The organism is Pseudomonas sp. HS6 (genome assembly GCF_023375815.1).
Lineage (GTDB): Bacteria > Pseudomonadota > Gammaproteobacteria > Pseudomonadales > Pseudomonadaceae > Aquipseudomonas.
On the sequence record NZ_CP067412.1, the window covers coordinates 2,706,687 to 2,723,054 of the forward strand.

Annotated in this window: 17 protein-coding genes; 9 read left to right on the plus strand and 8 right to left on the minus strand. The window is 60.0% G+C overall.

Features of this window, described 5'->3' with window-relative positions; translation table 11 throughout:
• The first annotated feature begins 12 nt into the window (after positions 1-12).
• Positions 13-882 (plus strand): TauD/TfdA family dioxygenase, encoded by an 870-nt coding sequence (locus tag JJN09_RS12230; RefSeq protein ID WP_249490356.1) that lies wholly within the window; start codon positions 13-15, stop codon positions 880-882.
• Positions 883-925: 43 nt separating this feature from the next.
• Here the strand turns inward: JJN09_RS12230 and JJN09_RS12235 are convergent, their stop codons facing one another.
• The 7 genes from JJN09_RS12235 to JJN09_RS12265 all read right to left on the minus strand — a co-directional run bounded on the left by JJN09_RS12235 (position 926) and on the right by JJN09_RS12265 (position 7,187).
• Positions 926-1,615: a hypothetical protein gene (locus JJN09_RS12235; protein WP_249490357.1), complete on the minus strand. Its 690-nt coding sequence runs from the start codon at positions 1,613-1,615 to the stop codon at positions 926-928.
• Entirely contained in the window at positions 1,584-2,618 is a 1,035-nt protein-coding gene (locus JJN09_RS12240) for a GSCFA domain-containing protein (RefSeq protein ID WP_249490358.1), read from the minus strand. Before JJN09_RS12240 ends, JJN09_RS12235 begins: the two co-directional genes overlap by 32 nt.
• A 38-nt stretch (positions 2,619-2,656) precedes the next feature.
• The gene (locus JJN09_RS12245; RefSeq protein WP_249490359.1) at positions 2,657-3,172 is read right to left on the minus strand and encodes a GNAT family N-acetyltransferase; all 516 of its coding nucleotides are present in this window, start codon (positions 3,170-3,172) and stop codon (positions 2,657-2,659) included.
• A 94-nt stretch (positions 3,173-3,266) separates the two neighbouring features.
• On the minus strand, positions 3,267-4,064 hold the full coding sequence (locus JJN09_RS12250; protein ID WP_249490360.1) for a hypothetical protein: 798 nt from the start codon (positions 4,062-4,064) through the stop codon (positions 3,267-3,269).
• A gap of 450 nt (positions 4,065-4,514) precedes the next feature.
• Positions 4,515-4,931, minus strand: a complete 417-nt coding sequence (locus tag JJN09_RS12255) for an NAD(P)/FAD-dependent oxidoreductase (protein WP_249490361.1) — start codon at positions 4,929-4,931, stop codon at positions 4,515-4,517.
• 193 nt (positions 4,932-5,124) lie between these two features.
• A complete protein-coding gene (locus JJN09_RS12260) occupies positions 5,125-6,171 on the minus strand; it encodes an NAD(P)-dependent alcohol dehydrogenase (protein WP_249490362.1) in 1,047 nt (348 codons plus the stop codon).
• A gap of 98 nt (positions 6,172-6,269) precedes the next feature.
• On the minus strand, positions 6,270-7,187 hold the full coding sequence (locus JJN09_RS12265) for a LysR family transcriptional regulator (RefSeq protein WP_119429207.1): 918 nt from the start codon (positions 7,185-7,187) through the stop codon (positions 6,270-6,272).
• Between the two features lie 125 nt (positions 7,188-7,312).
• On the opposite strand from JJN09_RS12265, the gene JJN09_RS12270 reads away from it, so the two are divergent.
• From JJN09_RS12270 to JJN09_RS12305, 8 genes are all read left to right on the plus strand, one after another.
• Positions 7,313-8,071: a 5-oxoprolinase subunit PxpA gene (locus JJN09_RS12270; protein WP_249490363.1), complete on the plus strand. Its 759-nt coding sequence runs from the start codon at positions 7,313-7,315 to the stop codon at positions 8,069-8,071.
• A gap of 89 nt (positions 8,072-8,160) precedes the next feature.
• Positions 8,161-8,406: an acetyl-CoA carboxylase gene (locus JJN09_RS12275; RefSeq protein ID WP_249490364.1), complete on the plus strand. Its 246-nt coding sequence runs from the start codon at positions 8,161-8,163 to the stop codon at positions 8,404-8,406.
• Between the two features lie 10 nt (positions 8,407-8,416).
• Positions 8,417-9,790, plus strand: a complete 1,374-nt coding sequence (locus JJN09_RS12280; RefSeq protein WP_249490365.1) for an acetyl-CoA carboxylase biotin carboxylase subunit — start codon at positions 8,417-8,419, stop codon at positions 9,788-9,790.
• Complete coding sequence (locus JJN09_RS12285; protein WP_249490366.1) at positions 9,787-10,659, plus strand: allophanate hydrolase subunit 1; 873 nt, start codon at positions 9,787-9,789, stop codon at positions 10,657-10,659. Before JJN09_RS12280 ends, JJN09_RS12285 begins: the two co-directional genes overlap by 4 nt.
• Positions 10,656-11,630: a biotin-dependent carboxyltransferase family protein gene (locus JJN09_RS12290; RefSeq protein WP_249490367.1), complete on the plus strand. Its 975-nt coding sequence runs from the start codon at positions 10,656-10,658 to the stop codon at positions 11,628-11,630. Before JJN09_RS12285 ends, JJN09_RS12290 begins: the two co-directional genes overlap by 4 nt.
• A 111-nt stretch (positions 11,631-11,741) precedes the next feature.
• Entirely contained in the window at positions 11,742-13,064 is a 1,323-nt protein-coding gene (locus JJN09_RS12295; protein ID WP_249490368.1) for a cytosine permease, read from the plus strand.
• A gap of 177 nt (positions 13,065-13,241) precedes the next feature.
• Positions 13,242-14,297 (plus strand): alpha/beta hydrolase, encoded by a 1,056-nt coding sequence (locus tag JJN09_RS12300; protein ID WP_249490369.1) that lies wholly within the window; start codon positions 13,242-13,244, stop codon positions 14,295-14,297.
• A 19-nt stretch (positions 14,298-14,316) separates the two neighbouring features.
• Positions 14,317-15,459, plus strand: a complete 1,143-nt coding sequence (locus JJN09_RS12305) for a carboxymuconolactone decarboxylase family protein (protein WP_249490370.1) — start codon at positions 14,317-14,319, stop codon at positions 15,457-15,459.
• Between the two features lie 6 nt (positions 15,460-15,465).
• Here JJN09_RS12305 and JJN09_RS12310 read toward each other — a convergent pair whose 3' ends face one another.
• A complete protein-coding gene (locus tag JJN09_RS12310; RefSeq protein ID WP_249490371.1) occupies positions 15,466-16,359 on the minus strand; it encodes a LysR family transcriptional regulator in 894 nt (297 codons plus the stop codon).
• Positions 16,360-16,368 lie beyond the last annotated feature (9 nt).

A 16,368-nucleotide genomic window follows, 5' to 3' on the forward strand; every position in this document is an offset into this window, starting at 1 on the left:
GGGTGAGGAAACATGGATCAGTTGGCACTCAAGGCAATCGAGCGCATCGCCGCAGAAAAGCGTGCGCCCTATCAGCGCATCACGGTCGACCGGATCACACCGATCATCGGCGCCGAAATCGGCGGCGTCGATCTTTCACAACCGCTGAATGACGATCAGCTCGCGGAAATCCGCCGGGCCTTTCTGGAGAACCACGTGCTGGTGTTTCGCGATCAGCATCTGACGGTAGAGGAACACAAGGCGTTTGGCCGGCTGTTCGGTGAACTGCGGGCGTTGCCGGTGGAAGACATCGACGGCGATGACCCGGAACTGGTGGTGATCCGCGCCAATGCGCAATCGCGCTACGTGGCCGGCGAAACCTGGCACACCGACGGCACGGCTGACCTGGCGCCGTCCATGGGGTCGATGCTGTACGTCAAGGAAACCCCGGCCATTGGCACCGGTGGCGATACGTTGTTCGCCAACATGCACCTGGCGATCGAAATGCTCTCGCCGACGATGCAGCAGTTTCTCGGCGAATTGACCGCGATTCACGACGGCGCAATTCCGTGGAAGGGCTATGAAGCGCCGGCCAACCTGCCCAAGACCGAACACCCGGTGGTGGTTCGTCACCCGGAAACCGGGCGCAAGTCACTGTTCGTCAATTCCGGGTTTACGTCGCACATCGTGCAATTGTCCGGTGGCGAAAGTCAGGTGCTGTTGAACATGCTGTTCGACCTGGTCGCCCGGGAGCCGTCCCTCAGTTGCCGCGTTCGCTGGGCGCCGAACACGTTGGTGTTCTGGGACAACCGCTGCACCCAGCACCACGCGATTTGGGATTACTTCCCGCATTCACGTTATGGCGAGCGGGTGACGATCCTCGGGACGCAGCCCAAGGCTTGATGGCATTGGAAACATCAGAGGGAGCAACGTGCTCCCTCTTTTTTTAAATGCCGTGACGGATCAGTTGCTCGACGATCAACTCACCGAACGCCAGATTGCCGTGCAGCGGGTCATCCACTTCGCAGTACGCCTGACGCTGAAAACCCTGCTCATCGTTCGCCGCCTCTCGCACGTCGATCAGCTCGACGCCCAGGCCTTGCAGGCGCTCGATCAACAATGACTGCGCGGCCATGAACACGCGCGGGTCGGACAGCTCCGGCACCCGTTGCGGCGGCAGCACAGCGAACACCTTGAGGTTCAGCGCCAGGGCCTGCTCATAGAAGGCCAGCGCGGGGCGGGACAGGGTGTCGATGACCGCCTCGAACAATGGCCCGGCGAGAAAACCGTCGTCGAACTCGCCGTGCGCATTCTGGTAGCAGGTCCAGTTCGGCGCGGTGGCGAGGTAGTGCAGGCTCAGGCCGATAGTGCTCACCAGCGGCACGCTGACCTTCGCCAGTTGCGGCACTTCGAGCGTGTCGAGGGCCTGACGATACAGCCGATCCATTTCCCCATCCCGAAAGACCACGTCATTGCGCGCCAGGCTGAAGAAATCGACGGCGAAGTCCCGACCGGTTCCCAGCGGACCGCCGCCGAAAGGCAGCTCACGAGCCTGCGCCGCCTTGCCGATGACGCCGGCATGGGAGTCGCCCAGCAGCAGAAACCTAGGCGTAGTAATCGAGTACGGCGTCTTCACAGACAAGATCCTCGCTGGACACACGGGTGGAGGTGCTCGGCGCCTGCACCGACTGGACGGCTTCAAGTCCGGCAAAGAATTGCTGCATCACGAACGCCACGCCTTCTGGTGTGACTTCCCGCTGGTTGGGCTGATAGAACGCGCCCTTGAACGGCGTACCGGTGATGATTTCGTAGGACGGGAAATAGTCGACGTCGGGCAGGTCTTCGCACAACTGCCCGGCCACGGCGCGCAGGACCGATTTGGAATAGGTCGTCGAGCTCAGCACATGCTGGCCCGTGGCGGTTGCGGTCAAAGGCACCGGTGAAACGGTGAGCAGCAGGCGCAGTTGCGGGTTGATCGAACGCATCAACTCCAGCGCCCTGACCATGTCGCCATAAGTGTCCATGAAGCCGAAATTGCAGAACCGGTGGAGCTGTGGATCGAAGGTGCCGCGCACGGTGCCGGGGCACACGGGATACACCAGACCGGTTTGTCGATGTTGCCAGGCTTCGGTCAGACCGAGGGTGAACACAAACACCTTGGCCCGGCGCAGCGCTTCGCGGATGGCGTCCAGGGTAGCTTCGCGCGACTCCCACAGCGCCTGCTCGCTGGCAAATCCGTCCGGTTCCACGGCGGGGCGGTACGGATCGAAGAAACGCCCGTCATGAACCCAGGTCTCATCCGGCGGAGCGCTCACGCCCAGCGCCCATTCGAGCCATTGGCACAACATCGCCGGGGTATAAAGATTGCCGGTGCGGAACGAAAACACTCCGTAGTTGTGGGCCTTCCAGTCGGCCTCGGGCAACGCATCCGGGGCGGGCTCCGCATCCAGCCAGTTCATGCCGCGCGCAACCAGCGCCCGGCCGATGTGCTGGGCGAAACAGGAGCCGGCGGTGACGATGGCGTCCTTGTTGTCGATCTCGAACTGCGGTGTCCACAGCTCACCGATGTCCAGCGCGGGCTGGTCAGCCACGGCTGTACGCCAGAAGGAACGGGGTGGCAGGCATTGATAGGGATTCACGACGAGAGGCCTCCTTGGCGAGTCGTTGAGCGCAAGGCTCAGCGGATTTGATAGTGATAGATCAGATCGTCGAACCACCGATCACCGATCTGATAGGCCTGCGGCACACGATGTGCGAACACAAAGCCGCATTTCTCCAACACCTTGCAGGACGCGATATTACCGTCGGTCACGGTCGACTCCAACGAGTCCAGCCCGATGTCGGCGGCGTAGTCGATGATCGCTTTTCGCGACTCGGTACCAAAGCCTTTGCCCTGATGTTCCGGCAACAGCAGGCATCCCACTTCGGCATGCCCCGGCGACAGAATGCGAAAACCGGTCACACCCAGCTCTTGCCCACTGGCCCTGTCGCTCACCACCAGGCACAACCAGTGCTCCGACTGAGGCCCCCACGACGGGAGCCGATGTTCGAAACCCTGGCGAACCTGCTCCTCGGCAATTTCGCCGAAAACGTACTGCATGGTCTGCGGCTCGGAATGCAGCCTGAGGAACAGCGGCCAGTCGGACTCGACCATCGTGCGCAGGTCCAGTCGATCCGTGGATAGCTCGAGCATCCGCTGCTCCTTGCAAGGGTGGAAAAGGGAGAGGGTTTTTTACTGGGTGTGGGGGGAAAGATCAATGAGTAAAGGCTCGACTAAAAGCACACAGTCAGTCGATAGCACTGGTGTCTTCCGTGTACTCCTTGCAAATGAGCTTGGTAGCTCTCTCGTTGTGAATTATGCGCAGAACTGTAAGCGGTTCGGAATCTGCGATTTCTATGATGTCACCCACTACGGCTTGATGATGGAGAGTTACAACTCCAATCAGCTCTTTTTTCTGGTTGCAAATGGAATAATCATATTTGTTTATTTTGAGCTCTTCTGCTGAGGGTTTTTGTTTGAATTCGTGTTTTTTTAAAGTGAAATAGTCTTCGTCGCGTCCAGCGTAAAGCAGGGATAACCGATACTCACTTAGTAATGAATCTCGCAAGGATATTTGGTTTTTTGCCAAGAGGAAGGTTGCAAAACCAACGACAGCAATAAAGGCTGAAAAAATGAAGGCGAGCGTTGAGTAGTGAAAAATCAAGGAGAACGTGCCAATTATTGGTGCAAACAAAGCGATCGTTTTAAATATCTCTGCATAGCTCGTTTGCTCAAAGTCCCAGATGTACTCGAGATCTTTTTTTCCGGAAACTGTTTTGTAAAAAAAGAAAAGTAGTATGTTTGAAACCAGGCTGGCCGAAAAAGAGATCTCCGAGACTATAAGGGCTGGTTTGGAAAACGCATCCGGCCCTGCGCTAAATAGCGCAAGAAAAAATGCAAAAGATATCGCTCCAAGCACAGAGTTCATGTGTTGTTGCTGGGCAATGATTGTTCCGTCTTCGTAGCCGGATTTGAATTGGATCAGTTCGAGCTCTCTGGCTGTTTTCCTGTTTATTGTCGGCTCGGTTTTTTGGTTGCCGTTCAATTTCAGTTCCTTTTGAGTGAAGTCTTTTCGACAGGTCGAAGCCTGCGGCGACCTGTGTGCCTGTGGCAGGACGATAACGTTAATGCCCATTGCCAGGAATAGTCGATACCGATTTTTCTGTAGCCGCAGACCGACAGTTGAAAGGCTGTTCTCAGGCCATCGAAGCAAGGTTTGTCGAGAAGGGTTGCACATCACGCATGATGACGATCACCGCCATCAATCGAGCAGGGAGCTTTGAACACCCTGTTCCCAGGGCAGAAAGAACACAAGGGCCAACGCCATCTGTCGATGGCACGCCGCAAAGTAGTAGTACTCATGGGCCTGTTTGGTAGCGGTTGAACAGATCGACAAGGCTGTGTGGCGCGTTTTCATCGAAAAACAGTTTCACATTCTTGTCCGTTTCCTCAGTCGTTTGCTTACTGCGGGGGAAGAGTTCCTTTTCATACGCAATCAGTGCAGCTTCGATATCGCCGGGGTAGGCTGTGATCGCTTCTGCGAGCGGGCTCCGTCGTACAGTGCGAGATTGGCACCTTCACCCGCAAACGGAGACATCAGGTGTGCCGCGTCCCCCAGCAGTGTAACGCCCGCTACACGGTTCCATTGAAGGTCGACGGGGAGGGCACGGATCGGGCGAAGTATGGGAGGGGTATCCGATTCGGTGATGATTGCGGTCAGTGCTGGTGCCCAATCCTTGAACTTTGCGGCGAGGGTGGACATGGCTTTGGCAGGATCGGAGAAATCCAGCCGAGCGAACCAGTCTTCAGGCCCTGCTCCGACGATCGCAATGGGAGTATTCATCTTTGAGCTTTGAGCTTTGAGCTTTGAGCTTTGTGATTTGAGGTGATGGTGATGGTGAGTATCCAACAATCACGGATCGATGAGCCACTGCTGTCAACGCACACAAGAGTCTTGAGCCAACGGCACGAACGGAATGCATCCTGCCTCGCCGATGGCGGCGAGGCAGTCGATTCAATAGATCGAGTAGGGAGGGAGTTGGAAAACTGACTGGTGGCACTGCTCTGCTTAGCCTGACAGCCCGCGTAAGGGTGGGGAAAATCGCTCAACCCAACGTCGCGTTATCAATCACAAACCGATACTTCACATCCCCCTTGAGCATCCGCTCATAAGACTCGTTGATCTGATCCGCGCGAATCAGTTCGATGTCGGACACGATGCCGTGCTCGGCGCAGAAATCCAGCATCTCCTGGGTCTCGGGAATGCCGCCGATCATCGAGCCGGCGATGGTTCGGCGTTTCATGATCAGGTTGAACACGTTCGGCGATGGATGCGGTGAGGCGGGCGCGCCGACCAGTGTCAGGGCGCCGTCGCGCTTGAGCAGCACCAGGAACGCATCGAGATCATGAGGGGCGGCGACGGTGTTGAGGATGAAGTCGAAGCTCTTGGTGTGCGCGGCCATTTCTTCGGGATTTTTCGACACCACAACTTCATCGGCGCCCAGTGCTTTCGCCGCTTCGCGCTTGGACTCGGACGTGGTGAACGCCACCACGTGCGCGCCCATCGCGTGGGCCAGTTTGATGCCCATGTGGCCCAGGCCGCCGATCCCGACCACGCCGATTTTCTTGCCCGGTCCGGCGTTCCACTGACGCAACGGCGAGTAAGTGGTGATGCCCGCACACAGCAGCGGTGCGACGGCAGCCAGTTGTGCTTCGGGGTGGCGGATGCGCAGCACGTAACGTTCATGCACCACGATGTTTTGCGAGTAGCCGCCGAGCGTCCAGCCGGGGGCGTCCGGGGTCGGGAAGTTGTAGGTGCCGATCATGCTGTCGCAGTAGTTTTCCAGGCCGGTTTCGCAGTCTTCACAGTGTTTGCAGCTGTCGACGATGCAACCGACGCCGACCAGATCGCCGACCTTGTATTCGGAAACATGAGCGCCGACCGCCGAAACGCGGCCGACGATTTCGTGTCCCGGAACGCAAGGAAATTGGGTGCCGGCCCACTCGGAACGTACCTGGTGCAGGTCGGAATGGCAGATGCCGCAGAAGGCAATGTCGATCTGGACGTCATGGGCCGCAGGGGCGCGGCGATTGATCTGGATCGGCTCAAGGGGTTTGTCGCCCGCGTGGGCACCGTAGGCTTGAACTAGCATGGGAACGTCCTCGATGGATCTGTCGGACAGCCATCCTCCCGCTCCGAACCCGCATTCCGTTAGTGCATTTCTACTGAATTCTTGCCTGATCCTGTGCGTCAGCGCCGTGCAGAAAGTTGCTGCGGGGCCAGAAACGCATCGTGGAAGTAATTGCGCAAGGCCTGCATCGCCGGACTGAATTCGCGCTCGCGGTGCCAGGCCAGGCCGACGCTCATCGGGGTCACCTTGTCGGTGATGGTCAGGGTCTCGATGCGCTTGCCTTCCAGCGACCAGGGGCGGTGCACCAGGTCCGAGAGAATCGCCACGCCGCTGCCATTGGCGACCATGCTGCGCACAGCCTCTACAGAACTGGTACGCACCCGCACGTTGGGTTGTTGGCGGGCGTTTTCCCAATAGCGCATGGCACTTTGTTCAGCTTCATCCACGGTCAGCAGGATGTAGGGTTCCAGCGCGACATCCGCAAGGCTGACGGCCGAGCGCTCACAGAGCGGATGGTGGCTGGGCAGCCACAGACGGCGTTCGGAGTTGAACAGGGTTTCCGAAACGATGTCGGGGTGCGTGAGATTCGCGGTAAGCACCACCGCCATATCGAATTTTCCTTCCAGCAATCCTTGTTCGATGGCCTGCCGTTCCTGCTCGTGGACTTCGATGGCGACGTCCGGGTGCCAGTGTTCCAGCCGTTGCAGATGATGCGGCAGAAAATAGCCGATCACCGTGTAGCTCGCGGCCAGGCGAATCAGGCCACTGGCGCGAATGTCGGGTAGCGGGCTGTTCAGCGCGTCGTCGACGCTGCGCAAGATCACGTAGGCGCGGTTCAGGAAGTGCCGACCGGCATCCGTCAGGCTCATGCCTTGAGCCGAACGCTGGAACAGCAATGTGCCGAGCATGCCTTCCAGTTCCTTGATCGCCGTGGTCACCGCCGACTGGGAAATATTCAGATGAATCGCTGCCTGGGATATCTGCCCGATCTCCGCGGTGGCAACGAAGTAGCGAATCTGACGCAAGGTCAACGACATGGGTGTTCCTGTTTTTCAGGTATCTGTTTTTCAGAAGATACCCTATCTGTTAATAGATCTTCCCAAGGGGTTGGCGGGAATTTAACGTGGCCTGCATGAAGTCACAAGTGTCAGGAGCAAGGGTTATGCAGGCAGTAGATTTCAACTCGGACATGGGCGAAGGATTCGGCCCGTGGACCATCGGCGATGGTGTCGACAACGAACTGATGGCGTTCATCAGTTCCGCCAACATTGCCACCGGTTTCCATGCCGGCGATCCCGGCACCATGCGTCGCACCGTCGAGCTCGCCAAGCGTCTGAAGGTCGGCATCGGTGCTCATCCGGGGTTTCGCGACCTGGTGGGGTTCGGCCGCCGACACATCAATGCACCGGCTCAGGAACTGGTCGACGACATCCTTTATCAACTGGGCGCACTGCGCGAACTGGCACGGGTGCAGGGCGTGGCGCTGCAACACATCAAGCCTCACGGCGCGCTGTACATGCACCTGGCCCGGGACGAAGAAGCAGCGCGTCTGCTGGTGGAAAACCTGCAACGGCTGGAACCGGATCTGTTGCTGTATTGCATGCCGGATTCGGTTATCTGGCGTGTCGCCAAAGAGCTCGGCCAACCGGTTGTTCGCGAATTCTATGCAGACCGCGAATACGACTTGAGTGGCTCCATCGTCTTCACCCGCAATGTTCGCGCCTACGATCCGGGATTTGTCGCCGCCCGTGTGCTGCGCGCTTGCCAGGAGGGCGTGGTGCGCACCGTCGAGGGGGAGGATCTGGCGATCGAGTTCGACTCCATCTGTCTGCACAGCGATACGCCGGGGGCGCTGGCTCTGGTCGAAGCCACCCGCAATGCGCTCGATGCCGCCGGGATCGAGGTGCGCCGCCCCCGCTGAATAAAAACGAAACACCCGGCACACAGACGCCGGTGTTCAAACATCGATTTTTTGCCTGCCTTTCTACAACTATTCCAAGAGGAACAGACATGGCCGAACACACTGTCATCACCCCGTTACCCGGGACTTTCTACCGAAAGGCCACGCCTGATTCGGCGAATTACGTCGAGGTCGGCGATCTTGTCAGCGCCGACACGGTGATTGGCCTGATCGAAGTCATGAAGCAGTTTTCCGAACTGACCGCCGGGACGGCGGGGCGCCTCAGTGCCTTTCAGGTTGAAGACGGTGATCCGGTGGAGCCGGGTCAGGTCGTCGCTACGCTTGATAGCGAGTGAGGGCGTGAACATGACTCAACCTATTCGTAAATTGCTGGTCGCCAACCGTGGCGAAATCGCCGTGCGGATTATCCGTGCGGCCAAGGCCCTGGGTATTCCCACCGTTGCCGCGTGCAGCGAGGCAGATATCGACTCTCAGGCAGCGCGCCTGGCCGATGAGGTGCATCTTCTGGGGCCGGCCCGCGCCGATAAAAGCTACTTGAACATCGAGGCTCTGCTGGGTGCCCTGCAAGCGACGGGCGCCAATGCGGTTCACCCTGGATATGGTTTTCTGTCCGAGAACGCGGGGTTTGCCGAAGCCGTGATTGCCAGCGGCGCGATTTTCGTCGGGCCGGACCCGGACACGATCCGGCGCATGGGCGACAAGGCCGAGGCTCGGCGTACTGCCCAGGCGGCAGGGGTTCCAGTGGTGCCGGGTTCGCCGGGCGAGCTGTTTGATGTCGAGTCGGCGCTTCGGGCGGCCGAATCGGTCGGTTACCCGTTGCTGATCAAAGCCTCGGCCGGGGGCGGCGGGCGGGGTATTCGTCTGGCAGAAAGTGCCGCGCAATTGAGTGAAGAGTTTCCCCGCTCGCAGCGCGAGGCGCAGGCCGCTTTCGGTAATGGTGCGGTGTATCTGGAGCGTTTTATCGGCAAGGCCCGGCACATCGAAGTACAGGTTCTGGGCGACGGGAAAAACGCCGTGCACCTGTTCGAGCGCGAGTGTTCGCTACAGCGTCGGCGTCAGAAAATCTTTGAAGAAGCACCGTCGCCGGTACTCGACGCGCAGCAGCGGGAGACACTCTGCGCCAGCGCCGTACGCCTGACCGAATCCCTCGGCTACAAGGGGGCGGGCACGCTGGAGTACCTGTATGACGACGTCACCGGCGAGTTCTTCTTTATCGAGATGAATACCCGAATCCAGGTGGAACACCCGGTCACCGAACTGGTCACCGGCATCGATCTGGTGCAGGCGATGCTGCGAATTGCCGGTGGCGAACCACTGGGCCTGAAGCAGAGTGACATCCGTCTGAAGGGCGCGGCCCTGCAAATGCGCTTGAATGCCGAAGACCCGGCCCGGGACTTTTTCCCCAGCCCCGGTCTGGTCGAATCGTTGGTCTGGCCGCAAGGCGAAGGCGTTCGTGTGGACACCCACCTGTATGAAGGCTATCGGGTGCCACCGTATTATGACTCGCTGTTGGCCAAGCTCATTGTGCATGGGCCGGATCGCTCCACAGCCCTGGCGCGTGCCCGGACCGCGGTGGCGCAAACCCTGCTGACCGGCATGGCCAGCACCTTGTCGCTGCACGCTGAACTGCTGCAACAACCGTGGTTGCAAACCGCCGACTTTCATACCGGGACGCTGGAAAACTGGCTGTCCGCACGCCGCAGCGGAGGTGAAGCATGAGTCGTCCGATCCGCTACAGCTTTGGTGCCGATGAGCATCTGTTTGCCGAGGTTAGTGAAAGCATGTCCCTTGAGGCGTTTTTCAAGGGCATGGCGGTCACCCGCGCCGTGGAACGGTTGAAACTCGATGGCGTACTCGATGTGTGTCTGGCCAACGCATCCTTCCAGATCCGCTTCGATCCCGATCGAATTGCGCCGAAGGCCTTGCTTGAGGCGGTGCAGGGCGCCGAGGCAGAAGCCGTTGCCGAACGCACGTTGCAGACCCGGATCATCGAAATTCCGGTGCTGTACAACGATCCCTGGACCCACGAAACGCTCATGCGTTTTCGCGACCGGCATCAGGACCCGAGCGCCACGGATCTGGAATACGCCGCGCGCATCAATGGCCTGGCGGATGTCGATGCGTTCATTGCTGCACATAGCGGGGCGCCATGGTTTGTCTCGATGGTGGGGTTCGTCGCCGGTTTGCCCTTCATGTTCCAGATGGTCGAACGCGAACGTCAGTTGCAGGTGCCCAAGTATCTGCGTCCACGTACCGACACGCCGAAACTGACGCTGGGGCACGGTGGTTGTTTCGGTTGTATCTACTCGGTGCGCGGTGCCGGGGGGTATCAGATGTTTGGTGTCACTCCGGCTCCCATTTACGACCCGCAGCAATCACTGGCGTACCTGAAGGACCACATGGTGTTTTTCCGCCCGGGTGACATTGTGCAGTTCAAGCCGATGGATCGCGCCGCGTATGACCAGGCCGTTGCAGACGTGGAGGCCGGGCATTTCGATTTACGGATCCGGCCAGTGGAGTTTTCACTGGATGCGTTTCTCGCCGACCCGGTCGGTTATCCCGTGTCGCTGCAGGAGGTGTTGGCATGATCAAGGTACTCAAACCCGGTCTCGCCACGTCGGTTCAGGATCTGGGCCGCGAAGGTTACTACCACCTCGGCATCCCGCCTTCCGGTGCGCTCGATCAATATGCGCTGAGTGCGGCCAATCATCTGGTCGGCAACGCGGCGGATTGCGCCGCGCTGGAATGTACGTTGCTGGGCCCTGAGCTGGCATTTCAGCAAGACGCACTGGTCGCGGTGTGCGGCGCGCACATGGCACCTCGACTCGATGGTGTGGAAATGCATCACGCCACCGCGTTCGCGGTGAAGGCCGGCCAGGTTCTGCGTTTCGATTTTCCCAAGGCGGGTGCCCGGGCTTATCTGGCGGTGGCCGGCGGAATCGACGTGCCGCTGGTGCTGGGCAGTCGATCGACTTATGCGCTCGGGGCGTTGGGTGGTTTTGCCGGACGACGCTTGATCGCCGGAGACGAATTGCCGGTGGGCAAATCCAGCGGCAAGGGGCGTGCCGGGGCCAGTCTGCCGATGGCGCTGCGCCAGTCACTGGGCGGGGAGATCACTCTGCGCGTGGTGCCGGGACTTTATTACGATCGCCTAACCGACACGGCAGCGAAGAGCTTTTTCGCCGAACCCTGGACAGTCGGATCGGAAGCAGACCGCATCGGCTATCGCTTCAAGGGCGGCAGCGCGCTGGACTTCCAGCCGCGAGAACAACCATTTGGTGCAGGCTCCGATCCGTCGAACATCGTTGACAGCTGCTACCCGATCGGCTCGATTCAGGTGCCCGCCGGCCTCGAACCCATCGTGCTGCATCGCGATGCCGTATCGGGGGGTGGTTACGCCATGATCGGCACCGTCATCAGTGCCGACCTGGATCTGATCGGGCAGATGCAGCCCAACCAGAAGGCTCGCTTTGTGGCGGTCAGCCTCGAAGAAGCCCTGGATGCACGGCGCTCCTACAAGAAAAAACTCAGCTGCCTGAGCAAGCTTTTCCCTTCCTGACTCTGCCCGCCGCACCGCGCGGGCCCTGCCACACGCCAGGCCAACGCCGCACTTCGGTGCGGTGAAGGCTGCCCGCGCTTCAACCTTTGACTGGTTCTGGAGTACACGCATATGGCTGCTTTATCGCAATCGAGTCAAACCGGGCAAGACCCGGCCCATCATCCCGTTTCAGCCGAAGCCCGCATGGGCCGACTGTCTCTGACCATGGCCTGGTGGGCCGTGTGCAGCGCCATGTTCTACATCGTGGTCGGCGCTTCGCTGGCCTTGTCTTTCGGCGCACGCAATGCGCTGATCGGGATGGTGCTGTCGGTGATCAGTTATGGACTGGTCAACAGCGTTCTCAGCCGTTTCGCCATGCGCAGCGGATGGTCGGTCGCGTTGTTTTCAAGCGTGCTGTTCGGCCGGACGGGGGCATGCCTGGCCACGTTGATTTTCTTTTCGACGGCGATTTACTACGCCGTGTTCGAAGGGTCGGTGATCGCCGTGGCGCTCAATCACCTGTACCCGGAACTGGTCTATCCACTGGCGGCCCTGCTGGTGGTGCTGTACAGCGTGCCGATGATTCTGGGTAGCGTGCAACACTGGCTGGACAAGCTCAACGGCGTGTTGTTGCCGGTGTACCTGGGCGGTTTGCTGGTGGCGGTCGGGCTGTCGATCAGCCGTTATGGCTACCAGCCGCAATGGCTCGATTTCGGCCCGGCAACCCCCGCGACCTTCGGCTGGTGGGATTGCTTTGTGGCGTACATGGGCGTCTGGATCCTGATGCTGTTTACCTTCGACTACGCCCGTTTCGGCAAGCCGCAGGATGCTGAGTATCACGGTCGCTGGAACTTCGGCATGCCGTTCTATGCCGTGACTTTTCTGCTCAACGGCGCGGCAGGCATCTATCTGGTCAGCAGTATTCCTCATGAAGGCACGCTGAACGAAGTCTCTGTGGTGATGGCAATTCTGCAGTTGATGGGGTTGTGGGGCCTGCTGTTCGTCTGGGCCACACAAACCCGGATCAACACCGCCAACTACTACCTGGCGACCCTCAACATGCAGGCATTCTTCGGCCGTTTCGGCGTACGCGGTTCCTATCTGCTGTGGGCATTGGTGGTCGGGGTGATCGTCTACGGCTTGATGCTCGCCGACGTGTTTTCCTACCTGCTCAAGGCATTGGCTTATCAGGGCATTTTTGTGGTCGCCTGGGTCGGTGTGGCATTGGCGCAGATTGTCTATGGCAGCAATGACGAAGGCGCACTCCAACGCAGCCCGGCGTTCAACCCGGTCGGCCTGATGGCGTGGTTCGCCGCCACGGCGCTGGGGTTGTTGCTGATGTGGGTGGGCGGTGTTCCCGGCAGTTTTTCTGCGCCGGCGACGGTGGTGCTCGCGTTCGGCTTGCAGGCGGGGCTGGCTTATCGGCACCGGTGGGTAGGGCAGAGGGCAGTTTAAGAGGATCGGTGTTGGCCCGCTCGACTGCGGGCCAACGTCGCGAGTCCACAGTTACGAAGTCGAGCGCTAGACTTATGTGATTCTGGTATCAGTGCTATCCAATTAGTGCCGTTTATCAATCAATCGCCGAAGGGTAGTTTGCATCTCCATACCGTATTGATGGAATGGAGAATGCAAATGACGCGAACCACGATGAAGGCTGCGGTGCTGGCCGCGATGATCGGAATGTCCGGCGCTGAAGTCGAAGCGGCCGATTACCGGCAGAACCCGTTCACCTTGACCTACGGTGGCGCGATCACCCGAAACGAGCCGGGCAAGGTCAACATTCACCCGGTGACCTACACGCTCAATGGCCTGGCCATTTCCGCCAACGTTTACACCCCCGCGAACTACGATCCGGCCCGGCACTATCCTGCCGTTGTCGTCGCGCATCCCAATGGCGGTGTGAAAGAGCAGGTCGCCGGTTTGTACGCTCAGCGTCTGGCCGATCAGGGCTACATCACGATCACGGCGGACGCGGCCTATCAAGGCGCGAGCGGTGGCGAACCACGCAACATCGACAAACCGGCCAACCGTGTCGAAGACATTCATGGCATGGCCGACTTCATCGCCAGCTACCCCGGCGTCGACAGTGCGCATCTCGGTTTGCTCGGCATCTGTGGCGGTGGCGGTTATTCGTTGAAGGCCGCGCAGACCGACAAACGCTTCCGCTCGATTGCCACGGTGAGCATGTTCAATTCCGGGCTGGTGCGCCGCAACGGTTATCAGGACTCGCAACGCGACACCATCCAGCAGCGCTTGCAGCAAGCCTCGGCCGCCCGCGCCCAGGAAGCCGCCGGCGGCGAAGTCCTCTACGTCGGCGATGCCAAATTGACCGACGAGCAGATCGCCAAATTGCCGTTCGACCTGTACCGGCAGGGCTTCGAGTATTACGGCAAGACCCACGCACATCCCAACTCGACCTTTCGTTACACCCTCAGCAGCCTGCTGGACCTGATGAGTTTCGACGCCACCGACCAGATCGAACTGATCGACAAGCCGTTGCTGATGATCGCCGGCAGCAAGGCCGACAGCCTGTACATGTCGGAGCAGGCCTTTGCCAAGGCCAGCGGGACTCAGGACAAAACCCTGTTCAAGATCGAAGGTGCCACGCACATCGAAACCTATTGGGTGCCGGCCTACGTCGACGTCGCCATGGAACAGCTGACGGCGTTTTACGCCCGAACCCTCTGACTCGAAGGAAACCATCACCGTGAACAAAACCTTGTTGGGCCTCGCCATGTGCGCGGCCACACCTTTCGCCAGCGCTGCTGAAGTCGCGGGCGGCGGCAGTGAGACGTCGAGCGCGCAGCAGATCCGTCGTGCGGGTTCTCAGGCTTCATTCGTGGGGCCTGAAGATTATTTCTCCGGTCGTGTGCGCGTCGATCCATTGTTCAATGAAACGGGCGAAATCAATGCGTCCGGCGCTTACGTGACGTTCGAGTCGGGCGCCCGTTCTGCCTGGCACACCCATCCTGCCGGTCAACGATTGGTGGTGATTTCCGGCGTCGGGCAGACCCAGGAATGGGGCAAGCCCGTGCAGGATATTCACCCCGGCGATGTGATCGTTTGCCCGCCGGGCGTCAAGCATTGGCACGGCGCCGCGCCCAACAGCACCATGACCCATCTGGCCGTGACCGGCTCGGTGAACGGCAAGAATGTGGAGTGGCTGGAGAAAGTCGCCGAAGACCGGCCGGTGCCGCCGGCAGAAGTCGTCGTCTCCGACGTGCTGTCCGCGAGGCAGCAGGCAATTGTGCCGATCGGCGCGGCCATGGCCAGCAGCAACATGCCGCGTCTCAACAGCGCTTTAAACGAAGGGCTGGATGCCGGGCTGACCGTCAGCGAAGCAAAAGAAATCCTGGTGCAGTTGTATGCCTACGCCGGTTTTCCACGCAGCCTCAATGCGCTCGGCGAATTGATGAAAGTGGTCGAGGCGCGCAAACAACGCGGCCTCCACGATGAAGCAGGGCGCGAACCCGGTCACGCCGTGGCGACAGGGGACGCCTTGTTGGCAGCGGGCAAGGCCAATCAGACCCGTATCGCCGGGGCGCCGGTTCAGGGGCCGTTGTTCGACTTCGCGCCGGTCATCAACCAGTTTCTGCAAACGCACCTGTTCGGCGACATCTTCGAACGCGACAACCTGGACTGGCAAAGTCGCGAACTGGCCACGGTTTCAGCCCTGGCCGCTACGCCCGGCGCCGAATCGCAACTGCGTTCGCATATTGCGGCCAGCCTGCGGGTGGGCTTGAGCAACGCGCAATTGCGTCAGTTGACGCAGGTGCTGACCCAGCACGGAGAAGTCGAAGCGGCGGGGCGTGCCGGCGAAGCACTGGAAAAACACCTGGCCCAACCTTGAGCAGCGTCAGCCACCGTACCGCAGTGCATCGCGTAGCAAAGTGAAGGCGGGTGAACTCTGACGCCGGCTGGGGTAGTAGAGGTGATAGCCGGAAAACGGCTCGCACCAGTCGGCAAGTACCCGAATCAACCGGCCCTGCGCGACATGCTCCTGCACCAGATCTTCCGGCATGTAGGCCAGCCCCAGTCCCTGGAGTGCGGATTGCAGGCGCATGGCAATGTTGTTGAACACCAGTTGCCCTTCGACTCGCACATTCAGGGTTTGCCCGTCCTTCTCGAACTCCCACAGCAGCAGGCTGCCATGGGTCGGCATGCGCAGGGTGATGCAGTTGTGTTCCATGAGATCGGGTGGAATCAGCGGTTTACGGTGGCGGGCGAAGTACGCCGGGGAGCCGACTACCGCCATGCGCATGTCCGGCCCGATGCGCATCGCGATCATGTCCTTGGCCACCTGTTCGCCCAGTCGCACACCGGCGTCAAAGCCTTCTGCGACGATATCGGTCAGGCCGTAGTCGACGATGATCTCGACATTCAGGTCGGGGTTGTCGGGCAGCAGTTGGGCGAGGGCGGGTTGCAGGATCGTGATTGCGGAATGTTCGCCAGCAGTGATGCGCAACTTGCCGGCCGGTTTGTCGCGAAACTCGCTGAGCAAGGCGAGCTCGTGATCGATTTCTTCGAACCGGGGGGCGATCACTCGCAACAGGTGTTCGCCGGCCTGGGTCGGGGAAACACTGCGCGTGGTGCGCGCGAGCAGCCGCACGCCCAGACGTTCCTCCAGTTGACGCATCGCCCGGCTCAAGGCCGGTTGCGACATGCCCAGTTTCGCCGCCGCACGGGTGAAGCTGCGCTCTTGCGCCACCGCCGAAAAGATCGCGAGCAGATCGTAGCTTTCAACGGACATTGATGCGCC